This is a genomic window from Halobacillus shinanisalinarum (assembly GCF_022919835.1).
Taxonomy (GTDB): Bacteria; Bacillota; Bacilli; order Bacillales; family Halobacillaceae; genus Halobacillus_A; species Halobacillus_A shinanisalinarum.
Window position 1 is genome coordinate 4,771,685 of the sequence record NZ_CP095074.1, and the last position, 16,148, is coordinate 4,787,832.

Annotated in this window: 12 protein-coding genes and 1 pseudogene; 11 read left to right on the plus strand and 2 right to left on the minus strand. The window is 38.1% G+C overall.

The window, feature by feature from the left end; all coding sequences use genetic code 11:
* Positions 1–174: 174 nt before the first annotated feature.
* From iolC to MUO14_RS23615, 4 genes are all read left to right on the plus strand, one after another.
* Entirely contained in the window at positions 175–1,176 is a 1,002-nt protein-coding gene (gene iolC, locus MUO14_RS23600) for a 5-dehydro-2-deoxygluconokinase (RefSeq protein ID WP_244752924.1), read from the plus strand.
* A gap of 45 nt (positions 1,177–1,221) precedes the next feature.
* A complete protein-coding gene (locus tag MUO14_RS23605) occupies positions 1,222–2,688 on the plus strand; it encodes a CoA-acylating methylmalonate-semialdehyde dehydrogenase (protein ID WP_244752925.1) in 1,467 nt (488 codons plus the stop codon).
* 80 nt (positions 2,689–2,768) lie between these two features.
* The gene (gene iolE, locus MUO14_RS23610) at positions 2,769–3,662 is read left to right on the plus strand and encodes a myo-inosose-2 dehydratase (protein ID WP_244752926.1); all 894 of its coding nucleotides are present in this window, start codon (positions 2,769–2,771) and stop codon (positions 3,660–3,662) included.
* A 965-nt stretch (positions 3,663–4,627) separates the two neighbouring features.
* The gene (locus MUO14_RS23615) at positions 4,628–6,415 is read left to right on the plus strand and encodes a glycoside hydrolase family 3 protein (RefSeq protein ID WP_244752927.1); all 1,788 of its coding nucleotides are present in this window, start codon (positions 4,628–4,630) and stop codon (positions 6,413–6,415) included.
* A 367-nt stretch (positions 6,416–6,782) separates the two neighbouring features.
* On the opposite strand, the gene MUO14_RS23620 is transcribed toward MUO14_RS23615, so the two are convergent.
* Complete coding sequence (locus MUO14_RS23620; RefSeq protein ID WP_244752928.1) at positions 6,783–6,917, minus strand: BA3454 family stress response protein; 135 nt, start codon at positions 6,915–6,917, stop codon at positions 6,783–6,785.
* An 860-nt stretch (positions 6,918–7,777) separates the two neighbouring features.
* On the opposite strand from MUO14_RS23620, the pseudogene MUO14_RS24950 reads away from it, so the two are divergent.
* The 4 genes and pseudogenes from MUO14_RS24950 to MUO14_RS23635 all read left to right on the plus strand — a co-directional run.
* Positions 7,778–7,914: pseudogene (locus tag MUO14_RS24950) on the plus strand (tyrosine-type recombinase/integrase); the annotation flags it as partial.
* Between the two features lie 108 nt (positions 7,915–8,022).
* Positions 8,023–8,559 carry a TOTE conflict system archaeo-eukaryotic primase domain-containing protein gene (locus tag MUO14_RS23625; protein WP_244752929.1) on the plus strand — a complete coding sequence of 179 codons (537 nt, stop codon included), beginning with the start codon at positions 8,023–8,025 and terminating at the stop codon, positions 8,557–8,559.
* The gene (locus tag MUO14_RS23630; RefSeq protein WP_244752930.1) at positions 8,507–9,328 is read left to right on the plus strand and encodes a TOTE conflict system archaeo-eukaryotic primase domain-containing protein; all 822 of its coding nucleotides are present in this window, start codon (positions 8,507–8,509) and stop codon (positions 9,326–9,328) included. The genes MUO14_RS23625 and MUO14_RS23630 overlap by 53 nt, the downstream gene beginning before the upstream one ends.
* Positions 9,283–10,344, plus strand: coding sequence for a DEAD/DEAH box helicase (locus tag MUO14_RS23635; protein ID WP_244752931.1), 1,062 nt, complete (start codon positions 9,283–9,285; stop codon positions 10,342–10,344). Before MUO14_RS23630 ends, MUO14_RS23635 begins: the two co-directional genes overlap by 46 nt.
* Before the next feature lie 282 nt (positions 10,345–10,626).
* Here the strand turns inward: MUO14_RS23635 and MUO14_RS23640 are convergent, their stop codons facing one another.
* Positions 10,627–11,070: a hypothetical protein gene (locus tag MUO14_RS23640; protein ID WP_244752932.1), complete on the minus strand. Its 444-nt coding sequence runs from the start codon at positions 11,068–11,070 to the stop codon at positions 10,627–10,629.
* 584 nt (positions 11,071–11,654) lie between these two features.
* On the opposite strand from MUO14_RS23640, the gene MUO14_RS23645 reads away from it, so the two are divergent.
* From MUO14_RS23645 to MUO14_RS23655, 3 genes are all read left to right on the plus strand, one after another.
* Positions 11,655–12,509 (plus strand): tyrosine-type recombinase/integrase, encoded by an 855-nt coding sequence (locus tag MUO14_RS23645; protein WP_079529249.1) that lies wholly within the window; start codon positions 11,655–11,657, stop codon positions 12,507–12,509.
* A 14-nt stretch (positions 12,510–12,523) separates the two neighbouring features.
* Positions 12,524–15,475 carry a Tn3 family transposase gene (locus MUO14_RS23650; RefSeq protein ID WP_079529250.1) on the plus strand — a complete coding sequence of 984 codons (2,952 nt, stop codon included), beginning with the start codon at positions 12,524–12,526 and terminating at the stop codon, positions 15,473–15,475.
* A 202-nt stretch (positions 15,476–15,677) separates the two neighbouring features.
* On the plus strand, positions 15,678–16,079 hold the full coding sequence (locus tag MUO14_RS23655) for a hypothetical protein (protein ID WP_244752933.1): 402 nt from the start codon (positions 15,678–15,680) through the stop codon (positions 16,077–16,079).
* Positions 16,080–16,148 lie beyond the last annotated feature (69 nt).

Here is a 16,148-nt window from a genome sequence, read left to right on the forward strand (position 1 = left end):
AATTGAAATTTTGAGTAATTTTAGGTTAATTTATGATTATATTTTGTATCTTTCTGTTGCAATTAAGCTCACAATATTATATTGTAAGATTAAGATATTTAAACGCTTTCAAGTTAAGGGAACAATAAAAGAGTCTACGATTCTTATAGTTTATGAATTAATGGAGGGGATCACGTGTACAACTTGGATTTCAAAGAAGATAGACCTATAGATCTTATTGGAATTGGAAGACTTTGCATCGATTTAAATGCCGATCAGTTTAATCGTCCAATGGAAGAAACTAAATCCTTCACAAAGTATGTAGGAGGTTCCCCGACCAATATCACTATTGGTGCTGCGAGACTTGGTCTCAAACCAGGTTTTATAGGCAAGGTTTCAGATGATCAAATGGGGCGTTTCATCGTGGATTATTTACAAGGGGATGACATCGATACCACGAATATCTCTGTTGATCATACAGGGGCTGTAACAGGGTTAGCTTTCACTGAAATTAAGAGTCCGGAAGACTGCAGTATCTTAATGTATCGGGATAACGTAGCCGACTTAAAACTAAGTACCGATGATGTATCGGAAGATTATATAAAAAATGCCAAGGCTTTGCATATCTCGGGAACGGCACTCTCGGCAAGTCCATCCAGAGAAGCTGTATTTTTAGCCCTTGAATATGCAAGGAAACACGAAGTTGTCGTGATCTTTGACATTGACTACCGTCCATACACCTGGAAAGACGAAAAAGAAACAGCAACGTATTATAACCTTGCTGCCGAAAAATGTAATGTCATTATTGGCACAAGAGATGAGTTCGACATGATGGAACAATTCGAAAAAGAGAAGAAGACAGATGAAGAGACAGCTTCCAAATGGTTTAACCACCATGCTGAAATTGTAGTCATTAAGCATGGATCAAAAGGCTCTTACGCTTATACAAAGGACGGGCACTCGCATACGAGCGGTACGTTTAAAACCAAAGTACTAAAAACATTTGGTGCCGGTGATTCCTATGCATCCGCTTTTATTTACGGGCTGTTCCAGCAGTGGGATTTATCAAAGGCAATGGAATATGGGAGCGCTTCAGCTGCAATCGTCATTTCGAGACACAGTTGTTCAGACGCCATGCCGACTACTCGTGAGGTGGATAAATTTATAGCAAATGCCGAAAGACAGGATATTTCCTGAATTACTTCATATAAAAAACCATTATTATTTAAGGAGGAAGATTAAATGAGTAATGTGACTAGTGAATTGAAAACTCTAAAAAACTATATTGGCGGCGAATGGGTGGAGGCAAAAAGCGACCAGGCCGAAGAGGTGTATAATCCAGCCACCGGAGAAGTTATTGCCAGAGTACCGCTTTCCTCCGAAGAAGACGTAGATTATGCGGTGAATTTTGCAAAGCAAGCATTTCAGGAATGGAAAGAAGTTCCGGTTCCAAAAAGAGCACGTATCTTATTCAAGTATCAGCAGCTGCTTGTTGAACACTGGGATGAGCTGGCAGAATTGATCACGATAGAAAACGGAAAAAATTTAAAAGAAGCTAAAGGTGAAGTGCAGCGGGGAATTGAAAACGTTGAGTTTGCGACAGGGGCCCCGACGTTAATGATGGGCGACCAGCTGCCCTCTATTGCCAAAGGACTTGAGTCAGGCGTGAGCCGCTATCCGATCGGTGTTATTGGAGGAATCACACCATTTAACTTCCCGATGATGGTTCCTTGTTGGATGTTCCCAATGGCGATTGCCACCGGAAATACGTTCATCATGAAGCCGTCTGAACGTACACCACTCTTGGCTAATCGCTTGGCAGAACTATTAGAAGAAGCTGGACTGCCAAAAGGCGTATTTAATATCGTCCATGGGGCGCATGATGTTGTGAACGGACTGCTTGACCACAAGAAGGTCGCGGCGATCTCCTTTGTTGGTTCACAGCCAGTAGCCGAATATGTATATAAGCGCGGTACAGAAAATCTGAAGCGTGTACAGGCACTTGCAGGAGCGAAAAACCATTCCATCATCTTAAATGATGCGAACCTGGACAATGCTTCTACTCAAATCCTTAATGCAGCCTTCGGTTCTGCAGGCGAACGCTGCATGGCTGCCTCTGTCGTTGCCGTGGAAGAGTCTGTAGCCGATGAATTTATTTCTCAGCTTAAGCAGAAAGCCGATGAGGTTAAAATCGGGAATGGTCTGGATGAAGAAGTATTCCTTGGACCAGTTATTCGTGAACAACACAAAGAACGCACGCTTGGTTATATTGAAACCGGTGAACAAGAAGGAGCAAATCTGATCAGAGATGGTCGTCAAGATAATACTTCACAGGAGAAAGGTTATTTTGTCGGACCAACCATTTTCGATAATGTAACGACAGAAATGAAAATCTGGCAGGATGAGATCTTTGCACCAGTACTATCCATTGTACGTGTTAAGAATTTAGACGAAGCAATAGAGGTCACGAATGAATCTCCATTCGCCAACGGAGCCTGCATTTTCACCAAAGATGGAGGCAGTGTCCGTCAGTTCCGTGAAACGATTGATGCAGGAATGCTCGGAGTCAATATCGGAGTTCCAGCACCAATGGCATTCTTCCCGTTCTCTGGGTGGAAAAACTCTTTCTACGGAGACTTGCATGCTAACGGCAAGGATGGAGTAGAATTCTTTACTCGCAAAAAAGTAATGACCACTCGCTGGGTATAAATCAGTAGAAAAAAGGGAGGCGTTCTCCCTTTTTTTCTGTATAAATTTAATTATACATAAGTTTAGGGGGTTAACGGCAGGTGTTTAAAGAGAATGCGGTAAAACTGGGAATATGTCCAATTGGCTGGACCAATGATGATATGCCCGAATTAGGAAGTGGCAATACGTTTGAGCAGTGCGTCAGCGAAATGGCACTGGCAGGATTCCAAGGTACAGAGGTAGGAAATAAATATCCAAAGGATACCCAGGAGTTAAAGCAGGCCCTTGAGTTACGACAGTTACAAATTGCCAGTGCATGGTTCAGTTCATTCCTCACCACTCGTCCTTACAAGGAGACAGAGGAAGCTTTCATTAAACATCGCGATTTTCTACATGAAATGGGCGCAAAAGTTATTGTTGTATCTGAACAGGGCCACAGCATCCAAAAAGAAGATGTTCCCTTATTTGAAGATAAGCCTCATTTCAATGAACAGGAATGGGAACTATTAGCAGAAGGATTGAACACTCTAGGCGAGCTTGCCCGCGAAAAAGGGATGGATATTGTCTTTCATCATCATATGGGTACAGGCGTGCAGACAATAGAGGAAATTGATAAGCTGATGAATATCACCGATGAGGACAAGGTATCGCTTCTTTTTGACACCGGACACCTTTATTTATCTGGTGAAGATCCTCTGGATGTATTAAAGTCGCATTCTTACAGGATCAAACACGTCCATTTAAAGGATGTGAGAGATGATGTAGCGGCCGAGGTCCATCAGAATAAAACAGCCTTTCTAGACGGTGTAAGGGAAGGGATGTTCACGGTTCCGGGAAATGGAGATATAGACTTTGGACCGATATTCGAAACGTTAGCCCAGATGGATTATAAGGGATGGATGCTTGTTGAGGCTGAACAGGATCCGGCAATAGCTAATCCGCTGGAGTACGCTGTGATTGCTCGGAATCACATCAGAGAAAAAGCGAAGATTTAGTGTTAATATTATTAAAACTTAACCAGATCCTTAAATATTATTTATTGGGAAAGCTTCTCTTGAAGGGCTTCTTTTCATCTGAAGGAGATTCTTAGATTTCTAAAATTATCTAAGAATTGTTAACTAAACCTTTGTCCTTATCAAAAAGATTTTTTGCTTTTTTGCTGCAACTGTTTGTGTACGAGGAATAACTCTCGAATCATAAAAAAAACCCAATCTTGACCATCATTTCTACACTCCAAAACTCTAAGTTATATAAAAATGATTATCCGTTATTATCAGGGAATTTGAAACCGTTGTCATTAGGGGTTTTAGCATCGTTGATTACAAAACGGTATTTTAGAAAAGGAGGAGATAACAGATCACATCAAGTACACTTATTTTAGGTGGATAACAAGGAGGATATTAATCGCCATTTAGCTGTAAGAGACTATCTTCAAACATATCCCGAAGACGCTTAGCGGTATGGAGGCCTAAAAGAGAGCCTTGCTGAACAATATCTTACAGATATTGAAGCTTATGTGGACGGCAAGGATTAATTCGTTAAAGAATTAGAAAATAAGGCACTTCGTAGGTATAAAGATCGATAAAATTACAGTTCCTTTTTTAGCGTTAAGTTTTTTCTATAAAAGGAGCGCAATTGGATTGCTTACTTTTTTCTCGAGAAACCCTATGTTGAACGTCTAATTGATAAAAAATCTTTTAAAACCATACGAAAAAATTCGTGTGGTTTTTATATAGCAATTTCACCTAGGGTTCAGCTCCTTACGACAAATAGCTCTCAAATTAATGCGCCATTTATCACTGAAATTCACAGATAAATTCCTTAATCCATTATTTATCTTGTTCAACTAAATTGCTTCATAGGGGGATTATATTGTTATATGGTATAGACAACTATATGTATAATTGATAGACTTACTTTGCACAATAATTTTTGAAAATTCTGTTTAAGGAGTGGTCATTTGAAGAAGTTAGTCACAAAGGTATGTTGTTTTATGGTTTTCTTGCTAGCAGTATCTTCACCAAATTTGGTGCTTGCTAAATCACAATCATCAGAGGAACATTTTAAATATCCAAATCCCCCATCGGACAAGGCAAACAAGGGAATGGCCAGAAGAATCATTGCCCATATGACCGTGAAAGAAAAAATCGGCCAGCTGGTTATGCCCGTTACACACCCTCAACACGCTATTGATGAAATGCCAGATGATGAAACACGTGAGATCATTCAGGATTATTATGCGGGCTCTGTTATTATTGCGAACAAAAAAGACCCTGAATTTATGTCCAAATACAACAATCAATTGCAAGAATGGGCAAGCAAAACACGTCTTGGAATTCCACTTATTATCTCTGCTGACCTAGAATATGGCACGACACATAATGTGGTTCAAGGGACGACGACATTTCCCCATCAAATGGGGATTGGGGCAACGCGTAGCACAAAGGTCGCAGAAACTGTAGCGAGGATTACTGCTAAAGAAGCCAGAGCCATGGGCTTTAGTTGGAACTTTTCCCCTCTGGCGGATGTCAATACGAATCCCAATAATCCCGTTATAGGTGTGCGTTCCTTCGGCGAAAAAAGCGACCTCGTTTCTAGTATGACAAGTGCGATGATCAAAGGGTATCAATCAGAAGATGTTATTACTTCTGCTAAACATTTCCCGGGCCACGGTAATACGGAGGTCGATTCACATTTCGGCTTGCCAACAGTTACATACGACCGTGAAACCCTTAAAGAAGTTCACCTTGCACCATTTAAAGCAGCAATAGGTGCAGGGGTTGACTCCATTATGACCGCCCATGTGATTATTGAAGCCATCGATCCAAAATTGCCGGCAACATTGTCTGAAAAGGTGTTAACCGGATTACTTCGGGAAGAGATGAATTTTGCAGGGATCATTATTACAGACGCAATGAGCATGGATGCTATTGATGAAAGATGGGGGTCAGGGCACGCCGCAGTCATGGCTTTAAAAGCCGGTGCGGATATTATAATGGCTACTGGTTCTCATGAAGAACAAGTAGAAACCTTCGAATCACTCTATCAAGCGGTAGAATCTGGTGAACTATCTAAAAAACGAATCAATGAATCAGTTGAGCGCGTACTGATGCAAAAATTGAAACACGACTTATTTGAAAATCGCTTTGTGGATCCAGAAAAAGCAAAAGAAATTGCGGCCCAACCTGACTTTCAGGAAAAAGCTGCAGAAGTAGCACGACAGTCCATTACTCTTGTTAAAAACGATAATGTTTTACCCTTCGATAAACATACTGAACAGAATATTTTTGTAGCAGGTGTAACCGAGGTGGATTTTGTTGCTAGTGCGGTGCAAAACATAAGTGAGGCCAACGTCACTTCTTGGCAGGCGTCATCCCATACCCCAAAGGAGGAGGAGGTTCAAGAAGCAGCTGCATTAGCTGAGAATGCGGACAAAATCATCGTTGCAACATACTCAAAAAGCGGACTGCCCGATGAACAAGCGCAACTTGTCAAGGAGCTTCAGGACACTGGTAAACCAGTTGTTGCCGTCAGTCTCGGTTTGCCTTATGATGTTGCCGAATATCCAAAAGTAGATGGTTATCTTGCTTCTTATGCGATCGATAAGTGGGGAAGTGATAATCCAACGGTTTTACCTGCATTAAAAGCTTCCGTGGATGTGATCTTCGGTGCTCAGTCGGGGGGGAAACTTCCGGTTACGATTGAAGATATGTATCCTTACGGCCATGGATTAAGTTACAATAAGTAAAAATTTATATATTGAACACACGTTTCTAACTTTAGGGGAGTGGGTGTGTTCAAATAAATGCTCATGGGCTCTGTCGGAACCATGGGCATTTATCTCCTTATGTAAAAAATATACCTAGTGAGTATGTTTCAAAATAATGCAGAAGATACTTCTTCTTTTCTGGTGTTATCTAGCTCTTCTCATGCTGTTGGGTGGAGGGGAATATGCCACATTTAAGCAAATCAAAGAAGCTAAAGAAAGGAGAAAAATCTCAAATTGTAGTCTTTTGGAAAATGATTGAGGTGGAAGATTTAGATCTATATGTATATGGTAAAAGGAGTAAAACCTCCCTCTAATAATCGTTGTAATTATTAACCAATGTTGTTGTTTAATTTGCCCATTGTTTCAAGACTTGTTCTTTTGCAATTTGATACACTTCTTTTTCTGATTTGTTTTTGTTAGCTATTACATTGGTTTGATAATTTTTTCCCTTGAATGTTACGTTAATTAAATATTTGTACATTTTATTCTTCCTCCTTCCTTTATACTTTTATTGTAAATGTGATTTTTTAAGTTTTGATATATTTTATGTAAAGGTTTATTGAAAATTCCCGTCCAAAGTGATTTTTATTATAAAGAAGTTCGTCCATTGCATTAAATAAGAGCATGTTTTTATTTTTTGTACATTTCACATTAGGTATCTTTACTCGGAAAATGCCAAATTTTTAATTCGGCTTTAACCGTTGATTGAGTCGAAGACAAAAATAATAAGGATCGACCTCGGTTACCACGTTATAAGGAGTGCCTTTAAAACAAACCACTTTATTCAAAATCATCACCCTTTCTTCTAAATAACAATTCATTATATGTTGATCTCTTTCTGTTATGATCTTTATCTTCCCAGATCATCTTGAATATATAACCTTTAATTTGATGGGTGTAAAGTTATGAAGGTACTGAATTTGCAGGTGACTTTGATGAGTATTAACGTTGGAGGGGGACATTGGATTAGACGTTCATCCTACAGGGTCTCATTCCTTCTAAGGTCCACTCATTTATGACTGGATTATGACTGGATATTGTTCATAAGTATTGAAATCTTATTTCGTCTGAATATTAAAAAGGCTGGTTGAATACCTGCTATTTAGGTTTTTTTTACTCTTATCCCTAAGTATTTATTCTGCTCAGAAAATGGGCGGCATGATGTGATAGCGCTCAAAACCCCTTCATCATAGGGTTTGAGAATAATTCGACTGGATTTTGACTGGTTTTTAAAATCATTTACTGAATATACAGGCCTCTCAAGAGTTCATAAACTTTTGGGAGGCTTTTTTTATTCTTAAATACGAGCCGAGGTATAGGATGCTTGCATTAGATATAAAACATCCTCATCAATTAAGACATAGTTATGCTACTCACATACTTAATAATGGAGCGCTGTCGAAGTTATCCAAAGATTGTTAATACATGAAAAAACTGCACATACTTCTAATAGACAGATCGACATCATTTTACAATAAAAATAGGTTTCATAAGAAAAATGATGATGTTATACGATTTGTTAGGCACGACTCATTATATTTATAAACTTAGACTTAGACCAAACTGCATGATGAGGGTGTAAATTTATGAACGATTTGGAGCAAAAATTGCAAAGTGCATTAAAGAAAATCACCCGGCTAAAAGATGAAAATCATAAATTGAAAGAATTGCTGACAAAGCATCAAATTCCTGTCTCAAAGTATCAAGTCAAACATGGTCAACACACTGCGAGAACTGAAATCTTACAGAAGCGCATCACTATCTTCAGAAGTCTGTTTAAAGGACGGACAGACGTATATGCGGTGCAATGGGGGCTCAATGGGGAGTCAAACTACGCGCCGGCACGTAAATATAAACCCAATAAAAAATATAAAGAGCGTGAGTTGTTGCCACTAACGGACAATGTCATTGAGAATCACTTGCGTGGCAATAAAACTATTGGCATCTCTCCTTTATTAAAAGATGAAACGTGCTGGTTTTTGGCAGTTGATTTTGATAAAGAAGACTGGCAAAAGGACGCTCTTACGTTCATTGGTGTTTGTAACGATGTAGGCGTACGTACCAGCAAGCATGGAAATCTCCAGATCCGGAGAGGGGTGCCATGTCTGGATTTTTTTCAGTGATAAAATAGCGGCGAAAACTGCTCGTAGATTAGGAAATCTTCTTATGAACCGGACCCTGGAAAAGCGTTACGAGACAGGTGTTGATTCTTTTGATCGGTTCTTTCCCAATCAGGATACAATGCCAAAAGGCGGATTTGGAAACCTAATTGCACTACCTTTACAGCAATCCCCCAGGAAAAAGGGCTATAGTGTCTTTGTTAATGAAAAATTTGAACCATTTATTGATCAATGGTCGTATCTGGAGTCTGTAAAAAAAATCAGTAAAAAAACAGTTGAATCAATTCTGGTAAAGTACAATGATCACAATGGTTCCAGCCGTTACACTGTAAAAAGTAAACCAATATCATATGATGTGAATATACTTTCTGAAATAACCATCATAAGAAAAAACGGCATACATATTCCCAAAAATAAGCTTCCAGCAAATATTTTGAACGAGTTAATAAATCTAGCCGTCATCAATAATCCTGAATTTTTTAAAGCACAATCTAAAAGGCTCTCTACGCACAGGATCCCCAGGAAAATTGACTGTAGTTATGAAGTGGAGGACTCTGTGGTTATTCCGCGCGGCTGTCTGGCAGATATAAAAGCTATTTTATTTAGGAACAAAATCAATTTCTACATCGATGATCAAACCAACAAAGGTAGCAGTCACAATATTCAATTTCGTGGGAGTCTTCTGCCAAAACAAAATGAAGCTGTCTACGCTATGAAGATCAGTAGTTGTGGTGTCCTATCAGCGGCAACTGGTTTTTTGGTAAAACTGTAGTGGCGGCAGCGCTAATTGCAGAGAGAAATATCAACACGTTAATCATTGTACACACCAAGCAACTGCTTACCCAGTGGAAAGACAGTTTGCAGACCTTTATTAATTTCGATGGAAGCAAGGTTGGTCAAATCGGTGGAGGTAAAAAGAAACCAACAGGTAAAGTGGATATTGCTATGATTCAGACATTGAGCAGATCAGAAGATGCGCGCGAAAAAGTCAAAGGCTATGGTCAGGTAATTGTCGATGAATGCCACCATATTTCAGCGGTAAGCTTTGAAAAAGTATTAAGGGGAATAGAGGCTACTTACGTTCACGGACTTACTGCAACACCAACTAGAAAAGAAGGTCTACACGAGATAGTTGCTATGCAGTGTGGGGAAATCTGTTATAAGATTACCGCCAAAAGTCAGTCAAAACTCCATCCGTTTGACCATGTACTTATTCCCAGGTTTACGAATTTCAAAAATAACGACGGCAACATTCAGAAGGTTTATGCAAATTTGGCTATTAATGAACAACGGAATAAGATGATATTCAGTGATGTATTAAAAGAACTTGAGAATAATGCGAATCTGACAGAGCGGATTGAACATGTGAATGAATTGGAGAAGCTCTTTGAAGGATTTGCTAAGAATATAATCGTATTAACAGGCAAACTGAGTAATCAAGAAGAAAAAGACCGCTTAAAGCTTATAGAAAATCTTTCAGATAATGAAGAGCGGCTTATTATTGCCACCGGGAAGTATATCGGAGAAGGATTTGACAATGCTAGACTGGACACTCTGTTCCTTGCCATGCCCATCGCCTGGAAAGGAACGCTCCAGCAATATGTGGGTAGGTTGCATCGTGTTCATACGGATAAGAATGTTGTAAAAGTGTATGATTATGTTGATTATCAGGTTCCCGAGTTGAAGACCATGTATGAAAAGCGGATGCAGGGATATAAGTCGATGGATTATAAGATTCAAGGCAACGATGAAGAAAATAGTAGAGGGCAGCAAATGAAGTTATTTTAATAGAGGGGTACCGCCAGCAAAACGCGGAAAACGTACGCTAAGCAAAATTCGACATAAAAAAGGCCGACTTCCCGTACGTTTAGGAAAGTCGGCTAGTTTCATTTCATATTTAAAGAATGTAGCATCATTAATATTCAGCAAGTTCACATAAGAGTAATTTTTGGGAAGCAGCTTTTAACTCCGATTCCCAAATTTACGCAAATTCGCCGATTTAATGTTCATATCTAACCATTTCCTCTGTCAATAATTTTATCGATAGAGTGATAGGGTAAGATCCTTAGTTTAGTTTCGTAAAGATGGCGAGGTCCTTGCAGGGTTACGTGGTAACTTTTTTATAAAAGTAAATAATAATGCAGAGAAAAGATATAAAAACATTGGATATTGAACAGAAAGCATTGAAGAAGCTTTTACTGAAATAACTCCATCTACAGGGATACTCATTAAAAAGGCCATATAAAGAAAGATTGGATTCTTTAATATTGTTCCTAATATCCCAATACATGCAGGTATAAATAAAAGTATTGTTACATTAATTCTTTCAATGAAAAAGTAAAGTGTTCTAATTTGTGAGGATATTAGATCTTTACTACTTGGAGTTATTTCTATAGGTCCTCCTGTTACAATTAAATGTTTTGTCCAACAAATGTAAATCCCTATTACAGAACCTATAAACCCTAATAAATAAGCGAGCAATCGTAAGTATCCCGACAATTTATTATTTTCCAAAATAATCACCTCAGTATATTCAAATTTTCATCCTTTGATTTGATGTATATGCACAAATAATCAATTAAATCAATTGAATTATTGTAAAGAAAATAGAAGGATCTGAAGGATCAAAACCCACCTAGGTTTCGAAAAAGTGAAATCAAAGTGACCTGTTGAAATTTTGAAAAGCCTAATTTCTCGCTTTATGCTGAGAAATTAGGCTTTTATTTTTTGGGACTTGACAAACTGGATGCAGATTTGACAAGTATCCCGATTCCTCTTTCCCCATAGAGTTGTGCGAAAAGGATTAATCAGGGACAGTTTGCTCTCGTGTCAACCATAACCTTCCCTCTGTAGAAAAAATATAGGTATTACAGCAATAAGGGGTACCACCACCAAACAAGAATTTTGTACGCTAATTATTAAAAGTCCCTAATTTAAAGACTTTACAGTACGTTAATTTCTTTTAGCTTTAATGCAACATAATATCATTTGTGTTGCATTAGCAGTTTACAAACCTTATAATAAACCTAGTTATGCAACACAATTTATATCAAAACACTAGAATTTTAACGCAACACAATTTATGGAGGGTTATACATATGGATTTGCTTAACGATTTCACTTCTTATCTCCATCAACAAACAAAAAGTGAAATCACCGTCAAAGGGTATAAACAAGATATGAAGCAATACTTCCAGTGGTTTCACAATTCGTATGGTAAAGAATGTCCAGCCTTGTACCGTGAAAATGTATTGGAATACATTAGCTTTTTAAAAAATGTCAAAATGCAAAATGCAAAAACGATTAATCGTAAGATTAGTAGTCTCTCTAAATTCAACGCTTTTTTGATTGAAACAAATAAACAAGATGAATTTGTCGTAGACAAATCGGACATGTTAAAAGTTCAAACTTCTTACGCATCACCTACGAAGGTGACAGAAACAGAAGTAAAACAGTTTCTACAAAATGTATTGGAAAGTAGTAACAAGCGAAATTATGCTATAGTCGTCCTTATTGCTTACACTGGTCTCCGTATTTCAGAGGCCCTTGCTGTTAAATTAGATGATTTTAATTTACAAACTGGTGAATGTATTATCCGAAATGGAAAAGGAGAGAAGCAAAGGATCGTGCTTTTTAATAGTAAGGTTATTCTATCTCTAAGAGAATACTTAAAAGTAAGAGATAAATATACAAATTCGGAGCATTCGCCTTATCTCTTCCTCAGCAAAAAACGGGTCCGGCTAGATCGAACAGTCGTGAACCGCATATTTAAGAATTTTAGTGATTCGGTAACACCTCATCAATTACGCCATTTCTTTTGTTCAAATGGGATTGAAAAAGGTCTTAGTATTCATGAGGTGGCCAACCAAGCCGGGCATTCAAATGTTCATACGACACTCTTATATACCAATCCAGATCAAGCGAAATTAAAAAGTAAAATGGAATTATTATAGGAAGGTGAAAATGAATGAGAGGAAAAGAATTGCTTACTCCTGAACAACGAGAAGAATTCTTGCATCCGTCCAAGATTACAGAATGGGATCTGGCTACCTATTATACATTTTCTAACTATGATCTAGAGGTCATTAATCGTCATCGTAGGAAACACAATCGATTGGGCTTTGCTGTTCAATTATGTTTACTTCGTTATCCGGGATGGTCTTTATCAGACATAAAGGAAGTCTCCCCGTTAATTTTATCCTATATAGCGAAACAGCTAGATATTGATCCTGAATCATTCGCCTTATACGCTCAACGCGGACCTACAAGGCGTGAACACCTGGAAGAAATTAGACAGGAATATGGATACAAAAACTTTTCGCTTAGCGAATATCGTTATCTTTCACGTTACCTATTTCATCGGGCAATTGAAAATGGAAATAGTGTCCTGTTGATTAGGCAATCCATTGAGGAATTACGTAAAAGAAAAATCATTTTACCTGGTATGACGACCATAGAGAGGGTTGTATGGGAGGCGCGTAATCGAGCAGAACAATGGATCTTTAATTCAATTAATGATGGACTATCACCGAAACAAGAACAACAGTTGGATTCTCTTCTAGAGCCCACTATGGATAACGGAAAAACGCCACTAGCTTGGTTGAAAGAATATCCTGGTACATCCTCACCGGACACATTTTTAAAAGTCATTGAACGATTAGAATATATTCGAAAGCTTGATTTAAAGGTCAATACCCATGACATTCCTCCCAACCGTTTTCGCCAATTATCCCGGTTAGGTGCCAGGTATGAACCTTATGCTTTCAGACGGTTCCTATCTAACAAAAGATACAGTGTTCTAGTTACTTATATACTGGACTTAAGTCAAGATCTCATTGATCAAGCCATTGATATACATGATAAACAAATTGTATCTCTTCAAAATAAAGGTCGAAAAGCACAAGAAGAAATTCAGAAACAAAATGGGAAAACTGTGAATGAGAAGTTAATACACTTTACCAATCTAGGTACAGCTTTAATAAAAGCGAAAAATGAAAATCTTGATCCTTTTGAAACGATTGAATCTATCATGTCATGGGAAAAAGTGATCCAATCAGTTGAGGAAGCTAAAGAACTTTCACGTCCACCGAATTATGATTACCTAGATTTGTTAGAACAAAGGTTTTTTTATCTGCGAAAATATACACCGACGCTACTTAAATCCATTGAGTTTCGTTCAACTACTGCTGCGAAACCAATAATAAAAGCCCTTGACACCATAAACGACATGAATGAAACAGGAAAACGGAAAATACCGGAAGGGTCACCAGTCGATTTTGTTCCAAAACGTTGGGAAAAGCACGTCTATGATGAGGATGGTGCTATTAACCGCCATTATTATGAAATGGCTGCATTAACGGAATTAAAGAACCATATCCGTTCCGGTGATATTTCAGTGGTTGGCAGCAGGCAACACAAGGATATTGAAGATTATTTTGTGACAAAACAAGAATGGCATACCGATTGCACCAAAGGAATTAAACTGGCTGTACCTATCTCTGCTGGTAACTATTTAACTGAAAGAGAAACTTCATTGAACCAACGTCTCGAATGGTTGTCCAAAAACAACAAAGAATTGGATGGGATTAATCTAGATAAAGGAAGACTACATATAAAACGGTTGGAAAAGGATGTCCCAGAAGAGGCGAGAGAATTTAGCTTATCCCTTTATGCTATGCTCCCTCGGATTAAACTCCCTGATCTACTCATGGAAGTAAGCAATTGGACAAATTTTGATGAGCAATTCATTCATGCTTCAACAGGACGAATACCAGACAAAGAGGAGAAGAGAATTTTATTAGCTACCATAATGGCTATGGGAACGAACATCGGCTTAACTAAAATGGCAGAATCAACCCCGGATATTTCTTATCGACAAATGGCCAACACTTCTCAATGGAGGATGTATGAGGATGCGATGAATCGTGCTCAAGCACAGTTAGTTAATTTCCATCACAAACGAGCGCTCTCTTCTTACTGGGGAACTGGAACGACATCATCTTCCGATGGTATGCGTGTACAAGTAGGTGTTTCATCTTTACATGCTGAAGCTAATCCTCATTATGGTACAGGGAAAGGCGCAACCATTTATCGCTTTACAAGTGACCAATTTTCTACCTTTTATAATAAAGTGATTAATACCAACGCCCGAGACGCAGTACATGTCATAGATGGATTACTTCATCATGAATCTGATTTAAACATTGAAGAGCATTATACGGATACAGCTGGCTATACGGATCAAATTTTCGGATTAACCCATTTGTTGGGTTTTCGTTTTGCCCCAAGGCTACGTGATATATCTGATTCAAAACTTTTCTCTATGAACCCACCTAGCGATTTCCCTAAGCTTCAAACCCTTATAAGAGGTAAAGTTGATCGAAAAGTTATTCATGATAATTATGATGATGTATTACGTCTAGCTCATTCTATTCAAACTGGAAAAGTATCTGGTGCCCTTATTATGGGGAAATTGGGATCTTACGCCCGACAAAATAAAGTTGCCAAGGCATTACGTGAAATGGGTAGAATAGAAAAAACCATTTTCTTGATGGATTATATTGCAGATGCTTCTATGCGACGGAGGATCCAAAAGGGGCTTAATAAAGGAGAAGCTATGAATGCATTGGCACGTGCCATTTTCTTTGGAAAACATGGTGAGTTGAGGGAAAAGGCTCTTCAAGATCAGCTCCAACGTGCCAGCGCACTGAACATCATTATAAATGCTATTTGTGTATGGAATACTGTTTATTTGGAGAAAGCTGTTACAGTTTTAAGACAGAAGGGGGAAATGAAAGAGGAGCTTTTGAATCATATTTCACCATTAGGGTGGGAGCATATCAATTTTCTTGGAGAATATCGTTTTGAATCTAAAAACAGCACCACCGTCGAATTGCTGCATCCTTTAAATATGAAGTGAAAATAGCCAAATTTTCTTAACGGGGTCCCTCCAACATTTTAAATTCGATATCTACGCTATTCCAGCCCTCTTTTTGTAAATAAATAGCTTAGCGTGAGTAATGTGACAAAAAGTTGTAAAATGATGGAATGACTTTTTGAATTCTTATCTATATAATGGGACATAATATGTAACAACTACCCTAAGAAAGTGAGGAAATTAAATGAAAAAAATTATTGTTGGAATTTTGGCGATAAGTTCATCGTTCTTAATCATGTTCACCTTTACTACAGGCGCCGGGTTAAATAAAAAAGTAAGTGCACAAAACAATAATGGGTTTGTCGAGTCTGATATAGAATATAACAAAGATATACAAGATGAAGTTTTGCAAGAAGTGGGATATAAATTATATAAAGAAGGTTACTCATTTGGGATGGAATATGAGATTTCACCCAATAAAAAAGTTGAAATAGAAATAAATTCGGTAGATAAAGAAGCTACTGAAAAAATAAAGAATGAGATGAAACAAATAGCCATGGAGGTTATAAAGGACACTAAGTATGAACCTGAATTATTTAAAATTAACGTAACAGACAATAGTAATGCGGAAAGATCAGGAAAATAAGTCTCGTAAAAAGATCGCCCTAATCAACTGAACAGATTAAGGCGATCTTTAAATATATATGCTCATTTT

Excerpts from the sequence above, each read along its gene's own strand:
- MUO14_RS23605 (WP_244752925.1), top strand. The coding sequence starts at position 1,222 with ATGAGTAATGTGACTAGTGAATTGAAAACTCTAAAAAACTATATTGGC.
- MUO14_RS23620 (WP_244752928.1), bottom strand. The coding sequence starts at position 6,917 with ATGTACAAATATTTAATTAACGTAACATTCAAGGGAAAAAATTATCAA.
- MUO14_RS23625 (WP_244752929.1), top strand. The coding sequence starts at position 8,023 with ATGAACGATTTGGAGCAAAAATTGCAAAGTGCATTAAAGAAAATCACC.
- MUO14_RS23630 (WP_244752930.1), top strand. The coding sequence starts at position 8,507 with ATGGAAATCTCCAGATCCGGAGAGGGGTGCCATGTCTGGATTTTTTTC.
- MUO14_RS23645 (WP_079529249.1), top strand. The coding sequence starts at position 11,655 with ATGGATTTGCTTAACGATTTCACTTCTTATCTCCATCAACAAACAAAA.
- MUO14_RS23650 (WP_079529250.1), top strand. The coding sequence starts at position 12,524 with ATGAGAGGAAAAGAATTGCTTACTCCTGAACAACGAGAAGAATTCTTG.
- MUO14_RS23655 (WP_244752933.1), top strand. The coding sequence starts at position 15,678 with ATGAAAAAAATTATTGTTGGAATTTTGGCGATAAGTTCATCGTTCTTA.